Below are 19,989 nucleotides of genomic sequence, written 5' to 3'. Positions count from 1 at the left end.
ATTGTCAGCATTCGATGATGTTGAGGGCCAGGCCAGCGAGCGAGGTTTCTTTGTAGCGCGATTGCATGTCGAGGCCGGTCTGGTACATGGTGGCGATGACCTGGTCGAGAGAGAGCTTGTGATCGCCGGTTTCGTGCATGGCCATGCGGCAGGCGTTGATGGCTTTGACCGCGCCCATCCCATTGCGTTCGATGCACGGGATCTGGACGAGCCCGCCGATGGGGTCGCAGGTCATGCCGAGGTTGTGCTCCATGGCGATCTCGGCGGCGTGTTCAACCTGCGCGTTGGTGCCGTTGAGGGCAGCGACGAGGCCTCCGGCGGCCATGCTGCAGGCTACGCCGACTTCGCCCTGGCAGCCCACCTCGGCTCCGGAGATGCTGGCGTTTTCCTTGTACAAGATGCCGATGGCAGCAGCAGTAAGGAAGTAGCGAAGGATCCCTTCTTCTTTTTCCGCATCGGTGCCTTCAATGAAGCGTAAGTAATAATTGCCGATGGCGGGGATCACTCCTGCGGCTCCATTGGTTGGGGCAGTCACTACTCTGCCTCCAGCCGCATTTTCTTCGTTGACGGCCATCGCGTAGACGGTGACCCAATCAATCGGCGCGAGAGGGTCTTTAGAGCCGATGGTGTTAAGACGCTCGGCAAGGCGATGGGCGCGACGCCGGACGTTGAGACCTCCGGGCAGGATGCCTTCCGTCGCGATGCCGCGCTCAGTGCATTGCTGCATGGTTCGCCAGAGGGTAAGGATGCTGGCACGGATCGTATGTTCTGCCGAGTGATCCAGCTGCGGCAAAACCGGAGTTGGCTGAGGACGGTTGATGGAGTTCGTCGGGTCGTTTAGCAGAGCGATCTCGTTGGCGAGAAGGAGATCGGCGATCGTGAGGTTGTGCTGTTTCGCGGTGGCGAGAAGGTCTGCTGCACTGCGGAAAGGATACGGAACGATGCGATTGCTCGTGACCGATTCTGCGGTTCGCTCGGCCTCAGAGACGATGAAGCCTCCCCCGACGGAGTAGAAGACCTCGTCAGCCAATGATGCACGGGCGTCGTCGAAGGCTGTGAAGCGCATGCCGTTGGGATGCGAGATCACGTTCGGATCGGGATACATCTGGTTGCGATGGAAGAGGAGGTTTGCCGCTTCGGTGAAGGGAATGGCCTTGGTGCCATTGAGGGGGAGAGAACCAGTGGAGCGGATGGTGGCGATCTTCTTTTCGATGCTTGCGGGATCGACAGTGTCAGGCGCTTCTCCAAGTAGCCCAAGGAGAATAGCTCGATCAGTTCCGTGGCCGACGCCGGTGAGGGCGAGAGAGCCGTAGAGTTCGACGATGACCGATACGGTGTGTGGAAGGAGGCCAGCTGATTCAAGTTGGCGCGAGAATCGAAGAGCTGCTCGCATAGGACCGACGGTGTGAGAGCTGGACGGTCCAATGCCGATTTTGAAGAGTTCGAAGAGGCTGGTGTTCACGAATTAATCACGATTGAATTCCATTGTAAGGGTGAACGAGGCTTGGGTAGGTGTGAGAGATGACGGGACTCGGTGAGGGAGTCTCATTTCTAATTCGAATGCCTGATCTTCTGCCGAATGTCACGGTTGCATTTGTGGTGGCTGCATCCTTCTGTGTAGAAGCCGCTTACCGCCGGAGTGCTATACTCGGCGAAAATACTCTGCGACAAGGATTTACAGGCTCAAAGAATGCTTTTCACGGCTCGCAGTGCTGCAGTGTATGGAATCGACGCGCACATCATCGATGTCGAAGTTGACTTTTCCCAAATCAAATTAGATCAGGAGCAATTCCACACGGTGGGACTTCCCGATGCGGCGGTGCGGGAGAGTCGTGATCGAGTGCGGTCAGCGATCAAGAACTCCGGATTCGAACTTCCTCCGACGCGGATCACAATTAACCTTGCTCCCGCAGACCTGAAGAAAGAAGGGTCGGGATTTGATCTGCCGATCGCGATCGGGATATTAGGTGCTTATGGTTCGCTGCACATCAAGGATCTGAGCGACTATCTGCTTGTGGGGGAATTGGGACTGGATGGCGGCCTGCGCGCGGTGCAAGGGATGCTTCCGATCGCGGTGGCTGCGCGGGAGAAGGGTATTTCTAATCTGATTATTCCGGCGAGTAATGCACGCGAGGCAGCCGTAGTCGAAGGTGTCAATGTTTACCCTGTGAAGTCTCTGCTCGAGGTTAGGGAACTTCTCAATTCAGCCGCGATGGGTGGGATTACGGCGACTCCTCTGAAGGTTGAGACCACCGATTTGCTGAACGAGATGCAGCACTTTCCATTCGACTTCAAAGATGTGCGCGGACAGCAAGTGGCGAAGCGCGCACTCGAGGTTGCCGCCGCAGGTGGACACAATATTCTGATGATTGGACCGCCGGGCTCAGGTAAAACGATGCTCGCTAAGCGGCTGCCGTCGATTCTGGCGCCGCTCAGATTCGAAGAGGCGCTCGAAACGACGAAGATTCATTCGGTCGCGGGCGTTTTGGACTCTGAGCAGGGACTGGTGGCCCATCGACCATTTCGGTCTCCACATCACACGATCTCCGATGCTGGGTTGATTGGCGGCGGGATGATGCCGCGGCCAGGCGAGGTATCACTGGCCCACAATGGGCTGCTGTTTTTGGATGAGTTGCCGGAATTTCCTCGCAATGTGCTGGAAGTGATGCGTCAGCCGCTGGAGGATGGTCATGTCACGATCGCCAGGGCGGCCATGAGCCTGAGCTTCCCGGCCAGATTTATGCTGGCGGCCGCGATGAACCCGTGTCCCTGTGGATATTTCAATGACAAGTCTCGGGAGTGCATGTGTACGCCACCGATGATCCAGCGTTATGTCTCGAAGGTTTCGGGGCCTTTGCTTGATCGAATCGATATCCATATAGAGGTTCCCGCGGTGCAATATAAGGAGTTGCGGGGGGGGGCAGCGGCAGAAGGTTCGGAGCAGATTCGAGCACGGGTTCTGGCCGCCAGGGAGCGACAGCACACGCGATTCGGGCAAGCGGCTGAGCGGACGAAGGGGTCGGCAAAGGCAGCTTCCCGCCAGATTTTTGCAAACTCCCAAATGAACACTCAGCAGATACGCACCAATTGTGAACTGTCGTCTGATGCCGAACGGCTACTGGAGCGGGCGATGCAGCAGCAAGGTCTGAGTGCCCGGGCGCATGATCGTATCTTGAAGGTAGCAAGGACGATAGCTGATCTTGGAGGCGAACAGGACATTGCGGTCAAGCACATTGCAGAGGCGATTCAGTACCGTACTTTAGACCGGAGCTATTGGTCCTAGCACGTAGATATAATGATTGGCGTCGACTATCTTTGAGTCAGAGTAGAGGTATTCCGTTTCTGGAAGATATTTATTCACGGGTTCCCGAAAAAAGTATTGACCTTATACGTCGAACAGTTTACTTTCCTTGAAGTCGCAGTTTGCTGTGGTTCGTCAGAGATTCTGAAGTACGAATCGAGTGATCAGCGGTGAACTCACGGTTTGCCAGGTTCTGGCAGGCTTCTTGTTTCACACCATGGGCGCGGCGAGCGCTGAATCCTACGGAAGAGACAGGTTCGGCTAGGAAGGTTAACTTAGCTAGTTCAGCAGTTTGGGCTAGGAGATGCGATATGTCAGATATCAAGAAACTTGAGATTTCTGACCAATTGCGGAGTCCCCGAAGATACTCTTTGCGTCTAATGTATGAGGCTTAATCACGGCAGCAGTCTTGAAGACTAGTTGCCACATTTGAATGATTTCGGGCGAGTTAGCGCTAATAAGACGCTTCCGCTTCGGAAATTGAAAGGGAGAAACTATGCGCTCAGATCTTATTTTTGGAGCTCTCACGCACGTGAACAACCGCTACGAGCTTTGTCAGCTGGCGTCGAAGGCGACGCGCAAGCTGCACAAGCCGAACACTCGTTTGCAGGACACCACCAACGAAGTTCTCGATCGCTTCAAAGACACCATCCCTATGGATGAATCTGGCGAGGCCGTCGTAGAAAAGGTACAATTGCAAGAGCGCCGCGCAGCTTAACGCGCGGCTGTTTCACTTCGCCATCTTCCGATGCAAAACCTCTAATCCCCTCTTTCACCCATCTGCAGTTCAATCTCATCAAAATTACGTCTGGCCTTCCGCACGACCCCCCGTCAAGCAGATCCCGCCTCAGTTCCAAACAATCCCTCCTAAATTCAAATTTCCAGGTAAAACATGACCATTTCTGAGTTAAAAGAACACAATATCGCGGAGCTGGGTAAACTAGCGCGCGGTCTCGACATTGCCGGAACCAGCGGCCTTCGCAAGCAGGACCTCATCTTCAAGATTTTGCAGGCACAGAGCGAAAAAGAAGGACATATCTTTGCTGAAGGTGTGCTCGAAATTCTGCCTGATGGGTACGGCTTCCTTCGCTCTCCTGACTACAACTACCTGCCTGGTCCCGATGACATTTATGTATCACCTTCGCAGATTCGTAAGTTTGACCTGAAGACCGGCGACACGATCAGTGGCAATGTCCGTCCTCCGCATGAGGGTGAGAAGTATTTTGCGCTGGTGAAGATCGAGGCGATCAACTTCGAATCACCCGAAGAGACGCGGAACAAGATTTTGTTCGACAACCTGACCCCCTTGTATGCGCAGGAGCGGGTGAAGATGGAGACCGTTCGCGAGCATATCTCGGGCCGGGTTATGGACCTGTTGACTCCTGTTGGTAAGGGGCAGCGCGGGTTGATTGTGGCTCCGCCGCGTACCGGGAAGACGATGTTGCTGCAGTCGATTGCGAATAGCATCACCGCGAATCATCCTGAAGTTGTGCTGATCGTTCTGCTGATCGACGAGCGGCCGGAAGAAGTCACCGACATGCAGCGGTCTGTGAAAGGTGAGGTGATTTCGTCGACCTTCGATGAGCCCGCGGCGCGGCACGTGCAGGTTGCTGAAATGGTGATTGAGAAGGCCAAGCGGTTGGTGGAGCACAAGCGCGATGTGGTGATTCTGCTGGACTCGATCACTCGTCTGGCGCGTGCTTACAACACGATCGTTCCGCCTTCGGGCAAGGTGCTCTCAGGCGGTGTAGATTCGAATGCGCTGCAGAGGCCGAAGCGCTTCTTTGGTGCGGCTCGCAATATCGAAGAGGGCGGTTCGCTGACGATTATTGCGACTGCGCTGGTTGATACCGGCTCGCGTATGGATGAAGTCATCTTCGAAGAGTTCAAGGGAACCGGCAACATGGAAGTGATTCTGGATCGCAAGCTGGTGGATAAGCGTGTGTTCCCGGCGATCGACATTCAGCGGTCCGGTACACGTAAGGAAGAGTTGCTGATTCCGAAGGAAGATCTGCAGCGAACCTGGATTCTGCGGAAGGTTCTCAATCCTCTGTCGCCGGTTGAGGCGATGGAGTTGTTGACCGACAAGCTGGCGAAGACGCGGAACAATCAGGAGTTTCTGCACAACATGAGTTCGATTTAGTTTTTTCGAACTTTGAAGACAAAAGCGCAGCTCTAGGGAGCTGCGCTTTTCTTTTTTTGGCTTGCTGCAGGGGTCAGTAGCCGTTGGCTATGAGGTACTCCTCGGTGAGGTGGAATTTTTCTGGTGAGTGCAGGCGTTCGGCGTATTTGCTGAGGACGTCGACCTCGATGTTGAGGGGGGAGCCGGGGGTGAGGGTGTGGAGGCTGGTGGCGGCGTAGGTGTGGGGGATGATGGCGACCTCTATTTCGTTGCCCTCGATCGAAGCTACGGTGAGGCTGATGCCTTCGATGGTGATGGAGCCCTGAGGAACGACGTATCGGGTGAGGGAGTCGGGTAGCTGGATGCGGAGGCGCCAGTCGGTTTCGGGCTGGTCGGGGGTGATGGGGGTGAGCGAGAGCAGTGTTGCGGTACCGTCGACGTGGCCCTGGACGACGTGGCCACCGAGTGGCGAACCTGCTGGGGTGGGGAGCTCGAGGTTCACGGTGGCGTCGGGGCGTAGATGGGTCAGGGTAGTGCGAGCGATGGTCTCAGCAGCGAGGTCGGCGGAGAAGCGTGGCGGAAAGGCGTTGGGCTCGATACTGAGAGCCGTGAGGCAGACGCCGTTAACTGCGACGCTGTCGCCTGTGTTGAGGCGGGCGGTGAGCGTGGGCGAAGCGATGGTGATGCGCGTGGCGCCTGCGGTTGGCGTGATGGCCAGAAGCGTACCGGTGGTCTCGATCAGTCCAGTGAACATGGTTTTAGCTTATCGCTTTCGGCGGTAGTGTGACCTGGGTGCGCCAAGGGTCGTGGAGGTAGCCGGTGACGCAGGCGTCGGGGCCGTAGTTCGCACGGGTGACGCGATGGAGTGACTCCTCGAAGAGGTAAGGAGAGGCGATGCCCTGGGCGAAGGGGATGGCGTGGTCGCCTAGTTCGGTTTCGGCGTAGATGAGGACGGCCTTGTCGACGAGGTTTTGCTGGATGAAGGCACCGTTGAGGTGGGAGCCGCACTCGAGGAGCAGGCTGAGGATGTTGCGCTCGGCGAGGGCCGCGAGAACTGCAGGAAGGCTCAGGTGGCCGGCATTATCAGGGATGATCTCTACCAGCGCGCCGAGGTCATTGAGAGCGTGGATTTTGGCGGTTGGCGCGGTTTTGCTGCACAGGATCAGCAGGTTGGGGTGGCCGGAGTCTCTGTCGTCACCGGCTGAGCGTACCAGTTGCGAGGAGAGAGGGATTCTTAGCTGAGAGTCGAGGATGACGCGGAGGAGTGGACGGCGGCGGGGCAGATTGTTGGGGCCGAGGAGGCCACTGCGGTCGGTCAGTTGAGGGTCGTCAGCGAGGACGGTGCCGATTCCTGTGAGCACAGCGTCGGAATCGTGGCGGAGGAGTTGGACCTCGTAGCGGGCGGCGGGGCCAGTGAGCCAGTGAGGCTGGTTGGGGAAGCGCGAGGCTGGTGGAGGGGCGAGTTTGCCGTCGACCGAGAGCGCGGCTTTGAGGGTGACGAAGGGCGTTCGGTGCTGGATGAAGTGGGCGAAGGCATCGTTCAGATCGCGGGCTCGTTGCTGAAGGACGCCGACGTTGACCTCGATGCCTGCAGCGCGGAGCTTGGCTAAACCCTGACCGCTGACTTGAGGGTTCGGGTCCTGGGTTGCGACGACGCAGCGGCGGATTCCGGCAGCTATGAGGGCGTCGGCGCAAGGGCCGGTGCGACCGTGGTGGCTGCAGGGTTCGAGGGTGACGTAGGCCGTGGCTCCGATGGTGGAGAAGCCGCGTTGCGCGGTCTGTTTGAGGGCGACGATCTCCGCGTGATCTCGGTTGGCGTAGAGGTGCGCGCCCTCGCCGATGATCTTCGGGGTGCCTCCGCTGGGCGGCGTCTGGGTGAGGACGCAGCCTACCTGTGGGTTCGGCGAGGCGAGAGCTGTGGTCTCGGCTGCGAGCTTGAGCGCTCGCGTCATGAACGCCTGATCCTGCTCGGCACGGGTTAGTTGAGATTGTTCCATTGAGTCTTCGACTTTGTTTTGGGCTGAGGCTTTTGCTGACTTGGTGAGGGGTACCCCCCCCCCCTTATTGCCTTCGTGTAAGTGGTTTATTTTGTTGCATTTACAGGAGTCATCCTCGGGTAAAATCATCTATCCAAAGGACTTACGGCTAAATTCTTCTTTCCAAAAGAGTTAGCTCCCTTAATCGAGAAAGGGCTCCGAAAATCGGAACCCTCTGTCATCTATAGAACAAGTATAGCGGATTGGGCATAACTGATACGCCACGCGAATCTCCTTGTCTGGCGCGGGTTTTGATGTGCATGGGGCTTGACACGATTTCGAGCGTCCACGGAATGCTGAAATCTTGAAGCTGCGATGCGCGGGTACTCTCGCGGGCGGCTAAATAGTTGAATGAGTCAGTTTTACGTCGTCTGGGCTACAATCCTCGAACTTGAAAAAAGCGTTTTGCTATGTAGTTGAACATCCTGTTGAGCGAGGACTGTCGGCCTGCGTCGCAGCCGAATGAGAGTTTCGTGAGGGCTCTGATGGAGGGCTCTCTTCTAATCAACGAAGAAAGATCAAAAGACCAGCATTTCTATGCGGAAGAAAAGGGATCGTCGGCTATGTCGTTGAGGAAGAGTAAGTATCTCGCAGTCGTTTTTTGTCTGGGTGCATTGAGCGTTTTCAGTGTGGCGTCGTGGGGACAGGCGGTTCCAGCAGAAAAGGCTGATGAGGCCCGGGTGGACCGGTTGCTGAAGCAGATGACGCTGGAAGAGAAGATGGACTTGATTCGCGGTGGGCTTGAGGATCCTTCTGTTTATCAGGGGCAGGCTGGATATCTGCCGGGAGTTCCGAGGCTGCATGTGCCTTCGCTGCGTATGGCTGATGGGCCGCCGGGATTGTTGACGCGGATTGCGGGGCAGGCCGAGACGGCGACGATGGGTGTTGCCGCGACGTTTAGTACGAAGGATGCGGAGGCGAATGGTGTGGTGATTGGCCGCGAGGCGCGGGCGCTTGGCATTGATGTGGTGTTGCAGCCGTTTGTAAATATCGATCGGGATATTACATTTGCCCGCGCTTACAACACGTTTGGCGAAGACCCGTTTTTGACGGGAGTGATGGGCGCTGCCGAGATTCGTGGGGCGCAGGGTCAAGGTGTGATGGCGCAGACGAAGCACTATGTGGGGTATGACTCGAACTCGTACAACATCTTCATCGATCAGCAGACGCTGCACGAGGTTTATGCTGCACCGTTTGCAGAGGCGATCAAGGCTGGCACCTCCTCGGTGATGTGCTCGTATAACCGCATCAATGGGCCGTTTGCGTGCGGCAACAGCGATACGTTGAAGACGATCCTGAAGGATGAAATGGGGTTCAGAGGGTTTGTGACCTCGGATTGGGGTGGGGTGCACAGCGTCCTGTTCCTCAACGAAGGGCTGGATATGGAGATGCCCGGTGCTGCAGAGGCGGACAGTCCCTTTAAGGCATTCATCAACAACTATTTTGTGACTGCGCCGCCGGAGCCACCTTCGAATAAGGCGCTCGATCCGGAGGAGCTGGCGGGGATTCTGGGTGGTCCGATTCCAGAGGAGCCGAAGGGAAACGGGCTGGACCTCGGTGGTTTCCCGCGCGATAACGATAAGACGACGATGCGGGAGGCGTTGAAGAACGGTACCATCACCGAGGCTACGATTACCGCTGCGGCGCGGCGAGTGTTGTACGAGATCGATCGCTTTGGGTATCTGGATGGCAAGCAGAAGCATGATGTGACGCCGCAGGCTATCGAAGAGAACGCAGCTGTGATTCGGAAGACGGCGGAGGATGCGGCGGTGCTGCTGAAGAATGAGCATGCGCTTCCGTTGAAGAATGATGATCTGCAGTCGCTGGCGTTGATTGGGCCGGGAGCGTTGCAGATTGCGGCGATTGGGACGTTTGGCGAGCGGAGTCCTGGGTTGACCGATAGGCAGATTGGACCGTTAGAGGCGCTGAAGAAGGGCGCTCCTTCGGCCAACATCTCGTTTGCGGTGGATGACGATATGACGGGAGTGCCTGTACCTGCATCGGCGTTTTCGCACGATGGAACGCCGGGACTGCTGCGGACGGAGAGTTCGGGCCGGGAGAAGGTGGATGCGCAGCTGGACTTTACGCATAGCAATGGCAAGTCGCTTCCTGCGAGTGGCACGGTGACGTGGAAGGGAACGCTGACGGTGCCGAGCGAAGGGGAGTACTGGCTCTATCTCCAGGCATTGGGTGCTCGCGCCAGGCTGATGATCGATGGCAAGCGCATCGGGCAGACAGGTGCGGCGAAGGGGACGGTGCATGGCGATATTCAATACGCTACGCAGGACAATGGATTCCCGACGGTCGATGGGCTGGATAATGTGAGACGCGCGGTGCAGTTGACTGCGGGGCCGCACTCGATCACGGTGATGGCAAGCGACGATACGTCGAAGGCTCCGGAGCAGATTCGGTTGAACTGGATGACGCCGGAGCAGCGGGAGAGCAACCACAAGGCGGCCATCGATGCGGCGAAGAAGGCACATACGGCGGTGGTGTTTGTTTGGACGCGAGGCAAGCCGGATTTTGCGTTGCCGGGCGAGCAGGACAAGCTCGTGGAAGAGGTTGCTGCGGTGAACCCGAACACGATTGTGGTGATGAACGTGAGCCAGCCAGTCGCGATGCCGTGGTTGGGTAAGGTGAAGGGCGTGGTGCAGATGTGGTGGACGGGCGATGAAGGCGGATGGGCGACGGCGGATGTTCTGCTGGGCAAGGTCAATCCGGCGGGAAGGCTGCCGTTTACCTGGGCGAAGCAGTTGACCGACTATGCGGCGAATGACCCGGCGCATCCGGAGCGGTCGGCCAAGGGTGTGGATGGGAAGACGACTTACTCGGAAGGCGTGGATGTTGGGTATCGGTGGTTCGATAAAGAGAAGATTGAACCGCTGTTTCCGTTTGGATTTGGGCTCTCGTATACGACGTTTGCGTACTCGGATCTGAAGGTTGCGAAGGCTTCTGATCACGGACTGGATGTTTCGGTGCGGGTGAAGAATACCGGTAGCGTTGCCGGGGATGAGGTGCCACAGGTTTATTTGGACGCTCCGGAGAAGCAGCCGACGGGGGTGCAGTTTGCGCCGAAGACGCTGGCTGCGTTCGATCGCGTGACTCTGGCGCCGGGCGAGAGCAAGGATGTCGTGATGCATGTGGCTCCGCGGGCGCTGGAGTATTGGTCGGTGGCGGAGAAGAAGTGGGTTCGGTCGGATGCGAGGCGGGTGCGGGTGGGCTCGTCGTCGCGTGATCTGAAGCTGACTGCGGAGAAGTAGTCTTCGCGTAACTAGGGGCGTGTTTGTCGGGATGATGCTCTATCCTGCCGGACGGGCCCACTTCGCGTGGGGCGGTCACTTCGTGACTTGTTTACTCTTATCGCTTCAGTCGAGGAGGGAGTCGACGAAGCTGCCGCTGTCGAAGGGGATGATGTCTTCGAGTTTTTCGCCGATGCCGGCGTAGATGACGGGGAGCTTGAGCTCCGTTGCGATGGCCAGGACGATGCCGCCCTTTGCGGTGCCGTCGAGCTTGGTGAGGACGATGCCGGTAACGTGAGCGGCTTCAGTGAAGAGGCGAGCCTGGGTGAGGCCGTTCTGTCCGGTGGTGGCGTCCATGACGAGGAGGGTCTGATGCGGTGCGCCGGGGACTAATTTTTCTGCGGTGCGGCGCATCTTGTCGAGCTCCTTCATGAGGTCTGTTTTCGTGTGGAGGCGGCCGGCGGTGTCGACGATGAGGACCTGGGTGCCGCGGGCCTTGGCGGCGGCGCAGGCGTCGTAGAGCGCGGCTGAGGGGTCGCCGCCTTGCTTGGTCTTGATGATCTGGACGTCGGAGCGTTGTGCCCAGACTTCGAGCTGCTCGATGGCGGCGGCACGGAAGGTGTCGGCGGCGCAGAGGAGAACGGTGCGGCCCTGCGCCGTGAAATGGGCGGCGAGCTTGCCGGTGGTTGTGGTCTTGCCGGTGCCGTTGACCCCGACCATCATGATGACCTCGGGCGGCGTGGAGGGATGGGTGATGGGGCGGGCTACGTTGTCGAGGACCTGCTTGAGCTCGGCTTTGAGTAGCCGCTTGAGGTCGTCGCCGCCCTGAATGCCTACGCGAAGGGCGCGCTGGCGTAGGTTTTCCATGACGAGGGCGGTGGTGGGGGCGCCGAGGTCGGCGGCGAGGAGGATGGGCTCCAGGCCGACGAGGGTCGTCTCGTCGACTTCGCGGGTGAGCGCGATGACGGAGCTGATGGACTCGGAGAAGCTCTCGCGGGTGCGTGTGACCGCCTGCTTCATGCGGTCGAAGAAGCCGCGTTTTGGCTCCTGCGGCTCTACATCGGCCACGATGGTTGGCTGGTCGGGTTGCTGCTCGGGTTTATCGCGTTTGCCGAAGAGGGAGAAAGCCATGCTGTTCTTAGTTTAGCAATCTCGGGCCGATGAGGCGGGGAGGCCAACGTGCAGGCTGTTTTGATGCTTCACGGTGTTGACTTTATGGGGGCGGCTTATCTAGAACGATTATGACGAAGTTGGAGTTTGCAAAGTACGGGCTCTTGATGTTTGTGTCTGTCAGGATTTGTTGGACTTGATTGAGTTTTGATAGACGCGGAGGCGGACGCAGCAGGCTTGCAGCAGAGGAGCTTCGATCTGGTGGGCGTGTCCGTGGTCGAGCAGGTCGCCGAGTATGGTGTCGACTTCGACGGGTGCACCTTTTTGGAGATCACGGTACATCGACGAGGTGAACTTTGAGTCTTTCTCGGAGGCTAGTTTGCGGACAATTTCGAGATGAGGCAGCGGGGTAGGGAAGCCGCACGCCTTCGCGATCGCGGCGCATTCGTCTATGGCCTGGAGGGCGGTTTGTTTGCCGTCGGAGACCGCGTTAATTTCGCCAATGGGACCGCCCAGCAGACAGGTCATGAGACCGAAGGAGGCGATCGTCACCCACTTGTCCCACATGGCCTGGGTGATGTTGGTGGAGAGTTCGGTCTCGAAGCCGGCGTTGCTCAGGGTTTGGTCGAGAGAGCGAATGCGAGGGGTAATCTCTCCGCTGCGTTCGCCGTAGATGACCTTGTCCATGGGTGTGAGTTGAACGATGCGGCCTTGTTCGTCGAGATCGGTGGAGACAAAGGTGACTCCACCGAGGACGGCTTGCTCGCCGAAGCTGTGCACGAGTGTGCCTATGTGACGGATGCCGTTCAGTGCGGTATAGATCATCGTCTCGGGGCCGACGGCGGGGGCCATGTCTTTGATGGCCTGGTCGAGGGCCTGCGCTTTGACGCTGAGGAAGATGATGTCGTAGGGGCCGGTGATCTCGGTGCTCGTGATGGTCTTGGGTTTGAGCGTGAGGTCGCCGTGGGGGCTGATGATGCGGAGACCGTCATGGTTGAGCTGCTGGGCGCGAGCTGGTCTGACGAGAAAGGTGACATCGCGGCCTGCCTGCGCGAGACGCGCTCCGAAGTAACCGCCTACTGCGCCGGCACCAACCACAAGAATCTTCATCTTGCTCCTTCGTGCTGTTTCATTTGGGAAATTGTGACGGGAGAGAAAGAGCAGTTATCGGGTTCGTTCGTCAGGCGTCGATCGCTGTTTGAACAGGCCGGACCGGTCATGTTTCTTTGGATGCAGAGCAGGACGATTGGATTGCGCACCGATTGCAAATCCTGCTGTCGTGCGGGTCAGTTTGCCGGTGCAGGGGCGGGGGTGGATGACGGAGTGGGTTGGGCGGATGATGGCCAGACGGAAGGGCGCACGAGGAGGAGGAGATACAGGAAGAGGATCGCGATGAGGACGAGGCCTCCGATGAAGATATGAGGACGAAATCCCATATACGTCTTGTGTTGCGGGAGGTCCGGCGGAGGAATGTGCCCGTGTTCGTGCTCGTGATTATGCATGCGTACCAGCTTAGGCGTAAAGCGGCCTGATTGCTTGCGCGCGGTGAAAAAACTGCGGACTTATTCGTCGCGTCCGGGGCGGGCCATTAGTTCGCGGATGGCCTCTTTCGGATTTTTGTTGTGGTGGAGGATGGCATCCATCTGCTCGGTGATGGGCATCTCGACGGCGTAGCGTGCGGCGAGGCCGAGTGCAGCGGCGGTGCTGCCGACACCTTCAGCAACCTTGCCATTCAGGCTGGCGATGATCTCGGGGAGCTGACGGCCGCGGCCCAGTTCGATGCCGACGGTGCGGTTGCGCGAGAGAGAGCCGGTGCAGGTGAGGATGAGGTCGCCGGCGCCGGAGAGGCCGCCGAGGGTTTGGCGGCGGCCACCGCAGGCTACGGCGAGGCGGGTCATCTCGGCGATGCCGCGCGTGATGAGAGCGGCGGAGGAGTTGTGGCCGAGGTTGAGGCCATTCGCGACACCGGCGGCGAGAGCGATGACGTTTTTAAGCGAACCGCCGAGTTCGACGCCGGGGACGTCCTCGTTGGTGTAGACGCGAAGGCTGGAGGAGGTGAAGTCACGCTGGATGGTTTGGGCCACTCCCGGAACGGTTGAGGCGACGACGACGGCGGTGGGCATACCCGCGGCAACTTCCTGCGCGAAGGAGGGGCCGCTGAGAACCGCGAAGGGATTGCCGGCGATGGAGGCGACGACCTGCGACATGCGGAGAAAGCTGGTCTCTTCGATGCCTTTACTGGCGCTGAGAATGATCTGGTTTCGCGTGAGCAGCGGGGCGATATGTGTGAGGACGCCGCGCAGATGTTGCGATGGCGTGACGCAGAGGAGGATGTCGGCTTCGAAGATGGCGCGCGGTAGGTCTGAGGTGACGTGGATATCTACGGGCAGGGTGAAGCCGGGTAGGTAGCGGGTATTTTCGCCCGCTTCGTTGAGCCGCTCGGCGAGCGCTTGAGAGTGAGACCAGAGGAGGAGCTCGTGTCCGCCGCGACGGGCGAGGGAGAGAGCGAGGGCAGTGCCCCAGGCGCCGGCGCCCAGGATGGCGATGCGGCTCATGCTTCCGCCTTTTTCTTGCCGAAGCGGCTCTCGGTGCCGGCGACAAGGCGGCGGATGTTTTCGCGGTGCTTGATGATGACCAGAAGGGGAATGAAGAGCAGGCCGTCGATGACGATCGGGGATCGGTGGGGGATGAAGTAGAGCCCGAAGAGGGGGAAGGTTGCTGAGCCGATCATCGACGCGAGGGAGACGTAGCGGGTGAGTAGGACCACGACGAGGAAGATGCCGAAGGTGCAGGCTGCCGCTGCAGGACTGAGCGCGAGGATGACGCCGAGGGCGCTGGCGACGCCTTTGCCGCCACGGAAGCGGAGCCAGACGGGGAAGACGTGTCCGAGGATGGCTGCGACTGCGACGACGACGGCGAGGTCCCAGTCGCCGGGGGCAAGATGCTGGGCGATCTTGACGGCGAGGAAGGACTTGCCGACGTCGAGAAGCAGAGTGGCGATGCCGAGGCCTTTGGCTCCGCTACGGGCTACGTTGGTGGCGCCGATGTTGCCGCTGCCAGTGGCGCGGATGTCTTCGTTGCGAAAGATTTTTACCAGGAGATAGCCGAAAGGGATGGAGCCAAGAAGATAGGCAAGCGGAATGGAGAGGAGCCAGGGGTTCATTGTCGTCCGAATGAGTTTAGCAAGTGCGGCGGGGCGATGGCTTGGGTTGGTTTCTGCTAGAGGATGTGGTGACGTATCAGTTCGAGGGCGTGCTGGCTTGCCCACAGGCGGATCATCTCGCGGTCGCCGCGGAGGGTGAGCTCTTTGACCTGGGTGGTTTGACCGTCAGCGAGCGCGACGTAGACGAGGCCGATGGGTTTCTCAGCATCGGGGCCGGAAGCGCCGGGGCCGGGGCCGGCGATGCATGTGATCGAGATTCCGAGCGAGGCTCCGGTGCGTGTGCGGATGCCTTCGGCAAGAGCGCGTGCTACTTCGGGGGAGACGGGACCCTTGGTTGCGACGAGTTCGGGGGGGACGTCGGCGAAGATGGTTTTGAGGGCGTCGCTATAGACGACGGCACCGCCTAGAAAATAACGCGAGCTGCCGGGGATCGCGGTGAGGCGCTGCGCGAGGAGGCCGCCGGTGCAGCTTTCGGCGGTGGCGAGTGTGAGGTCACGGAGGCCGAGGTTGAGCAGGACGACCTCTTCGAGAGATTCGCCGTGGGAGGAGAAGATGGAGTCCTCCATCTCGGCTTCGATCTTTTCGGTGAGCTCGTCGACGCGTTGTTGGGCTTCGGCGAGGGTGGACTTTGCGCAGAGGAAGTGAAGCTGGATCTCTCCTCCGCCGGCGAGGATGGTGGTCTCGACGTCGGAGTATTGCGAGTAGATGGGGGCGGTTCTCGCGTCGACGTGCGACTCGGGAATAAGGGCCATGCGAAGGAGCCGTTTGGCGAGGTGGCGCGGAGGCAAAGCAGCGGCGAGGCGCGGCTTGACCTCGGCGTCGAAGAGAGGCTTCAGCTCCCTGGGCGGCCCGGGAAGGAGGATGACGATCTTGCGGATGTGCTTGCCGGCGGCGTCGATGATGGTCGTGTCGAGAAGCTGGCCGGGAGCGCTGCCGTTAGTGTTGTTGAGGATGGTGGCGCCGTCGATCACGTCGGCTTGCTTGGCGTTGTTGGGGGGCATGACCATCTGGCGCGCGGCGAAGCGCTTGTAGAGGTCGGCGAGAACGGCAGGGTTGGAGGTGAGCTTGAGGTTGAGCGCAGCGGCGGCGGCTTCGCGGGTGAGATCGTCTTCTGTGGGTCCCAGGCCGCCGGAGAAGATGACGATGTCGGCTCGGGCGATGGCGATGGAGGCGGCACTGGTGAGATGCGCGAAGTTGTCGCCGACGATGGACTTGAAGGCAACTTGTACGCCGAGGTCGTTGAGGCCGTCGGTGAGGTAGAGGGAGTTGGTGTCTTGGCGGAAGGGCGTGAGCATCTCGGAGCCGACAGCGATGATTTCAGCGATCATGGGGGATGGTGAGCTTTCTACGCCGTGTGAATGGCTTTTGTGATGATGATATGCGTTGCGGGACTGTTCGTAGAAGCTCGGTCGCTTAGAAACTGAACAAGGCTCAATAAAGGCGTTTGCTTTGGATGAAGGTATCGGGGGTTCCGTCGGCGGGATTGACGAAGTGAATGTCGGCGGGATCGCGGCGTGGAGTGTCTACGGCGAGGACGACGAAGGGCTCTTCGAGAATCCCGGGAGTGCCGTGGATGGTGCCCTGCTTGAAGAAGATGAGTTGTCCGGGACCAGCTTCGAAGGGCGGAGCTTCGCCGAGGAAAAATGTTGCGCGGCCAGAGAGTACGACGAGATATTCGTCGCAGGTGGCGTGATAGTGCGCCGGAACTGGATGGTAGATACGAAAGACTCGGGAGCTGGCGTGACGTTCGTCGGTCAGGCGCGTGTCGATCAGCATGGTGCTGGCGGTGTCTGGAAAAGACTCGGCGATCTTGTGAAGATTGAAGACGCCGGTGTTGGCGGAGGAAGCATCGTCCTTGAGCATAAGTACCTCTGCCAATTAGATGATGCAGGACCGCCTGAAGCAGCGAGGATTTAACTTGCGGTGAGATTGTTCTGCGTCTGGTGTCCGTTGAGTTTTGCCAGCGTGCCCGCGCCTCCCTGGATGGGCAGGAAGATGGAGAAGACGGTACCGCACTTTGGCAGATTGCGGGAGCGGACGCGGAGCCTGCCGCCGTGCTTTTCGACGAGTTCGCGGGAGACCCATAGGCCTAGGCCGGTGCCAGTATCTTTCTTCGTCGTGAAGAAGGGCTCGAAGATGCTGCCGATATGCTCGGGAGCGATGCCAAAGCCAGTGTCGGCAACGGAGATGCGCACGCCGAGCCGCGTGGGATCGCGTGGATCGGTGGCGGAGTTTGCCTCGAGGCGGATCGTGTCCCCCTTTGAGCAGGCGTCGAGACCGTTGGCGAGGAGATTGGAGAGGACCTGACGAAGCTCTCCTGCGGCACCCAGGACCTCGCGCTCGGTGTTGGTATTGACGAGAAGGGTGACGCCAAGACTTGCGGCACGGCCGGCGTAGAAGTCGCTGACTTCACGGACGACTGCGGCAGGACTGAAGTGCGTGGCGATCGAGGTTTCGCGGTAGAAGCCAAGTGACTGCCGGGTGATATGAGCAATGCGGCTGAGCTCATTTTCAGCCTGGAAAAGAAGATGGCGAATCTCGTCGAGCTCCTCAGATCGGCGGGCGATGTAGACGAGGTTGGTGAGCCCCTCGAGAGGATTGTTGACCTCGTGGGCGACTGAGGCGGCGAGACGACCGGCGGCGGCAAGCTTTTCAGCACGCATGAGCGCACCCTCGGACATGCGGCGTTCGGTGATGTCGCGGAAGACAAGAACGACGCCGATCATTGTGCCTGAGCTGTCGCGGATGGGCGCGCCGCTGTCGTCGATGCAGATTTCAGTGCCGTTCTTGGAGACGAGGAAGGTGTGGTTGGCCAGGCCGACGATGGTGCCGAGGCGTCGCACCTTATCGACGGGATTTTCAACGGGCGCACGCGTGTCTTCGTTGAAGATAGGGAAGACCTCGTGCAGGGAACGAGCGTGTGCCTCGCTTTCCTGCCAGCCGGTGAGCTTCTCGGCGATGAGGTTCATGAAGACGATGTTGCCGTCGGCGTCGCAGGCGATGACGGCGTCTCCGATGCTTCGAATCGTGGTGTTCAACCACTGCTCTCTCGCGTAGGATTCGTCGATGCGTTGCTTGATCTCTCTGATCTGCTGGTTGAATGCGGAGGTGAGGATGCGGAAGATTCTCCGTGTCTCCCATGCGAGTAGACCTGCAATGAGTGCGACGGCGAGGACGAGGATAATTCGTGCGTTCCGGTTGACGAGAATATTTTCGGCAGATCGTTGGGCGCGTCGGCCGGTCACAATATTCTCGAACTCATCCATCTGAGCGCGGAGAAGGTCCATATCCTGCTTGCGCTGGAGAAGATGCTGCTCGAGCGTCGCTGTCTCCTGAGGAAAGGCGTCGATCTCGTGGTAAGCCTCCAGCTCCCATTGCTTGTGGCTTTGCTGAAGGTGACGCAACCGTTCGACCTGATCGGAACGGTGAACAAGTTTGAAGAGGGTATCGAACTCGGGTTCGATTTGTAGATCTGCGGAGTGGAGAGGCTCCAGAAAGACCGGGTTGCGGGTGAGGAGAAATCCTCGCAGGCCGGTCTCTTCATCGAGGATCAATTTGCTGAGCCGGTTTGCGTGAAGAAGAACGACGTCCGCACGGTCGACAGCGCTTGCGCTTTCTTCGACACGTTGCAGACCGTATCCAAGGATCAGAGCGAGGAAGGCAAGTGCTGCAACGGGTAGAGCGAGGAGCCTAAATAAGAGCCTGTTGTAAAGCCGCGATTCCAAAATAATTTCCTCACACGTGAGGCATGCACATCCAGATCAGTTTAAGCGCAATGCGTTCCGGCTGCTTTAGATATTACGTAATGCACTGGCAATCTGGCGACGGAGATCGGGTCCAGATTGCATAGGACTCAACTTGCATAGGACTTGACAATCGAAACAAAATTTTCAGCTTTGGTCGGTTGCACGACATATCTATATGAGGAGTCGGCCTTCGATGTCCAGGGCGACGTGGTAGAGGGCATCGCGGGTGGCGAGTGCTGCGTTGCCGTCTTCAAGGAAGGCGAGGCCTACCAGGTTGCTGCCGGAGACGACGAGCGTCGCCTGATGATGGCGGTCGATGCGGATGATGCCGCGCTGGCCGTGGAGGCTGGCGGCGACGTAGAGGTTGTCGTCGACATCGAAGGCGATGCCCTGCGCACGGCCAAGTCCCTGATAGAAGACCGTCGCATTGCCGTCGCGGTCGATCGCATGAATGACCTGATTGGAAGAGGTGGTGGGGCCGGTGACGAAGAGGGTTCCGGCGTCGTTGAAGGCAAGGTGGTAGGCGGCGATGCTGGGTTCAAGCGTCGCGTAGACGAAGATTTCGCCGCTGGTGCCGTCGACGTTTGCGCGGCTGATCTTGAAGATGGTGCCGGAGCGGTCCCCGACGTAGAGGTTGCCGTCGCGGTCGAAGGCGATGCCGGTGGCGATGCCCATGCCCTCGGCGTAGGTGGAGGCGGCGCCGTCGGGGGAGATGCGGTAGACGGTGCCCTCGGCGCGGGAGCTGGCGTAGAGGTAGCCGTCGGGTCCGAAGGCGAGGCCGGTGACGTTCATCACATCGCGGACAAAAGGACGCATCTGGAAGTCGCGCTGGATTTGGAATACGGAGACCGCCACGGACTGGCCGCGGGCGCCGGAGACGGTGGCATAGACGTTGCCGTCGGCATCGACCGCCGGGTTGGCGACGGGATGAAGATTCTCTGCCATCGGCACCGCGATCCGCACGTTGAGCGGGTTGCTGGACTGCCCGTTGCGATGCAGGATCAGGTCGCCGGAGATGGTGCCTTCAGGAACGCGGACGGTCGCACGGGTTGGGCGGCTGAGGAGCAACGGAGCGGAGATGTCGCCGATGGTTGCTCGGGGAATGAAGGTGCCGCGAGGTTCGAGGTGCGCGCCGTGGACGTCGAACTCCCCGCCGGGCATGGCCGCGAGAGGCGTGACGCGGTCGAGATGCGGCGCTGGTGCGTCGGGTTTGTCGGGCGTGAGAAGCGAGCGGAGTGTGGTCATGGTCCTGAAGCTAGCGTAGACGGCTGC

At 59.3% G+C, this 19,989-nt stretch carries 16 protein-coding genes; 4 read left to right on the top strand and 12 right to left on the bottom strand.

Translation table 11 applies throughout. From position 1 onward, the window contains the following. Nucleotides 1-4 precede the first annotated feature (4 nt). Nucleotides 5-1,462: an L-serine ammonia-lyase gene (locus tag RBB76_RS02335; RefSeq protein ID WP_429633022.1), complete on the bottom strand. Its 1,458-nt coding sequence runs from the start codon at nt 1,460-1,462 to the stop codon at nt 5-7. A 228-nt stretch (nt 1,463-1,690) separates the two neighbouring features. On the opposite strand from RBB76_RS02335, the gene RBB76_RS02330 reads away from it, so the two are divergent. From RBB76_RS02330 to rho, 3 genes are all read left to right on the top strand, one after another. After that, on the top strand, nt 1,691-3,283 hold the full coding sequence (locus RBB76_RS02330; RefSeq protein WP_429633024.1) for a YifB family Mg chelatase-like AAA ATPase: 1,593 nt from the start codon (nt 1,691-1,693) through the stop codon (nt 3,281-3,283). 514 nt (nt 3,284-3,797) lie between these two features. Next, nucleotides 3,798-4,019, top strand: coding sequence for a DNA-directed RNA polymerase subunit omega (locus RBB76_RS02325; protein ID WP_179582507.1), 222 nt, complete (start codon nt 3,798-3,800; stop codon nt 4,017-4,019). Nucleotides 4,020-4,193: 174 nt separating this feature from the next. Beyond that, on the top strand, nt 4,194-5,444 hold the full coding sequence (rho, locus tag RBB76_RS02320; RefSeq protein WP_174336882.1) for a transcription termination factor Rho: 1,251 nt from the start codon (nt 4,194-4,196) through the stop codon (nt 5,442-5,444). Between the two features lie 73 nt (nt 5,445-5,517). Here the strand turns inward: rho and RBB76_RS02315 are convergent, their stop codons facing one another. After that, on the bottom strand, nt 5,518-6,177 hold the full coding sequence (locus tag RBB76_RS02315) for a riboflavin synthase (RefSeq protein ID WP_429633027.1): 660 nt from the start codon (nt 6,175-6,177) through the stop codon (nt 5,518-5,520). A 4-nt stretch (nt 6,178-6,181) separates the two neighbouring features. Further along, entirely contained in the window at nt 6,182-7,420 is a 1,239-nt protein-coding gene (gene ribD, locus RBB76_RS02310; protein WP_429633029.1) for a bifunctional diaminohydroxyphosphoribosylaminopyrimidine deaminase/5-amino-6-(5-phosphoribosylamino)uracil reductase RibD, read from the bottom strand. A gap of 512 nt (nt 7,421-7,932) precedes the next feature. On the opposite strand from ribD, the gene RBB76_RS02305 reads away from it, so the two are divergent. Continuing rightward, nucleotides 7,933-10,719 carry a beta-glucosidase gene (locus RBB76_RS02305; RefSeq protein WP_429633031.1) on the top strand — a complete coding sequence of 929 codons (2,787 nt, stop codon included), beginning with the start codon at nt 7,933-7,935 and terminating at the stop codon, nt 10,717-10,719. Nucleotides 10,720-10,824: 105 nt separating this feature from the next. Here RBB76_RS02305 and ftsY read toward each other — a convergent pair whose 3' ends face one another. The 9 genes from ftsY to RBB76_RS02260 form a co-directional block, all read right to left on the bottom strand. After that, on the bottom strand, nt 10,825-11,829 hold the full coding sequence (ftsY, locus tag RBB76_RS02300) for a signal recognition particle-docking protein FtsY (protein ID WP_429633033.1): 1,005 nt from the start codon (nt 11,827-11,829) through the stop codon (nt 10,825-10,827). 159 nt (nt 11,830-11,988) lie between these two features. Then, nucleotides 11,989-12,918, bottom strand: a complete 930-nt coding sequence (locus tag RBB76_RS02295; protein WP_429633035.1) for a ketopantoate reductase family protein — start codon at nt 12,916-12,918, stop codon at nt 11,989-11,991. A 176-nt stretch (nt 12,919-13,094) separates the two neighbouring features. Further along, the gene (locus RBB76_RS02290; protein WP_429633036.1) at nt 13,095-13,310 is read right to left on the bottom strand and encodes a hypothetical protein; all 216 of its coding nucleotides are present in this window, start codon (nt 13,308-13,310) and stop codon (nt 13,095-13,097) included. 60 nt (nt 13,311-13,370) lie between these two features. After that, complete coding sequence (locus tag RBB76_RS02285; RefSeq protein ID WP_429633038.1) at nt 13,371-14,363, bottom strand: NAD(P)H-dependent glycerol-3-phosphate dehydrogenase; 993 nt, start codon at nt 14,361-14,363, stop codon at nt 13,371-13,373. Further along, a complete protein-coding gene (gene plsY, locus RBB76_RS02280) occupies nt 14,360-14,971 on the bottom strand; it encodes a glycerol-3-phosphate 1-O-acyltransferase PlsY (protein WP_429633040.1) in 612 nt (203 codons plus the stop codon). Before plsY ends, RBB76_RS02285 begins: the two co-directional genes overlap by 4 nt. A gap of 56 nt (nt 14,972-15,027) precedes the next feature. Continuing rightward, complete coding sequence (locus RBB76_RS02275) at nt 15,028-16,299, bottom strand: competence/damage-inducible protein A (protein WP_429633042.1); 1,272 nt, start codon at nt 16,297-16,299, stop codon at nt 15,028-15,030. A gap of 103 nt (nt 16,300-16,402) precedes the next feature. After that, nucleotides 16,403-16,834: a cupin domain-containing protein gene (locus tag RBB76_RS02270; RefSeq protein WP_429633044.1), complete on the bottom strand. Its 432-nt coding sequence runs from the start codon at nt 16,832-16,834 to the stop codon at nt 16,403-16,405. Between the two features lie 50 nt (nt 16,835-16,884). Next, complete coding sequence (locus RBB76_RS02265) at nt 16,885-18,696, bottom strand: ATP-binding protein (protein WP_429633046.1); 1,812 nt, start codon at nt 18,694-18,696, stop codon at nt 16,885-16,887. Nucleotides 18,697-18,888: 192 nt separating this feature from the next. Then, a complete protein-coding gene (locus tag RBB76_RS02260) occupies nt 18,889-19,962 on the bottom strand; it encodes a gluconolaconase (RefSeq protein ID WP_433963506.1) in 1,074 nt (357 codons plus the stop codon). Nucleotides 19,963-19,989 lie beyond the last annotated feature (27 nt).

Origin of the sequence: Tunturiibacter psychrotolerans (assembly GCF_051013365.1) — a bacterium.
Taxonomy (GTDB): Bacteria; Acidobacteriota; Terriglobia; order Terriglobales; family Acidobacteriaceae; genus Edaphobacter; species Edaphobacter psychrotolerans_A.
This window is presented reverse-complemented; position numbering and strand designations above follow the sequence as displayed.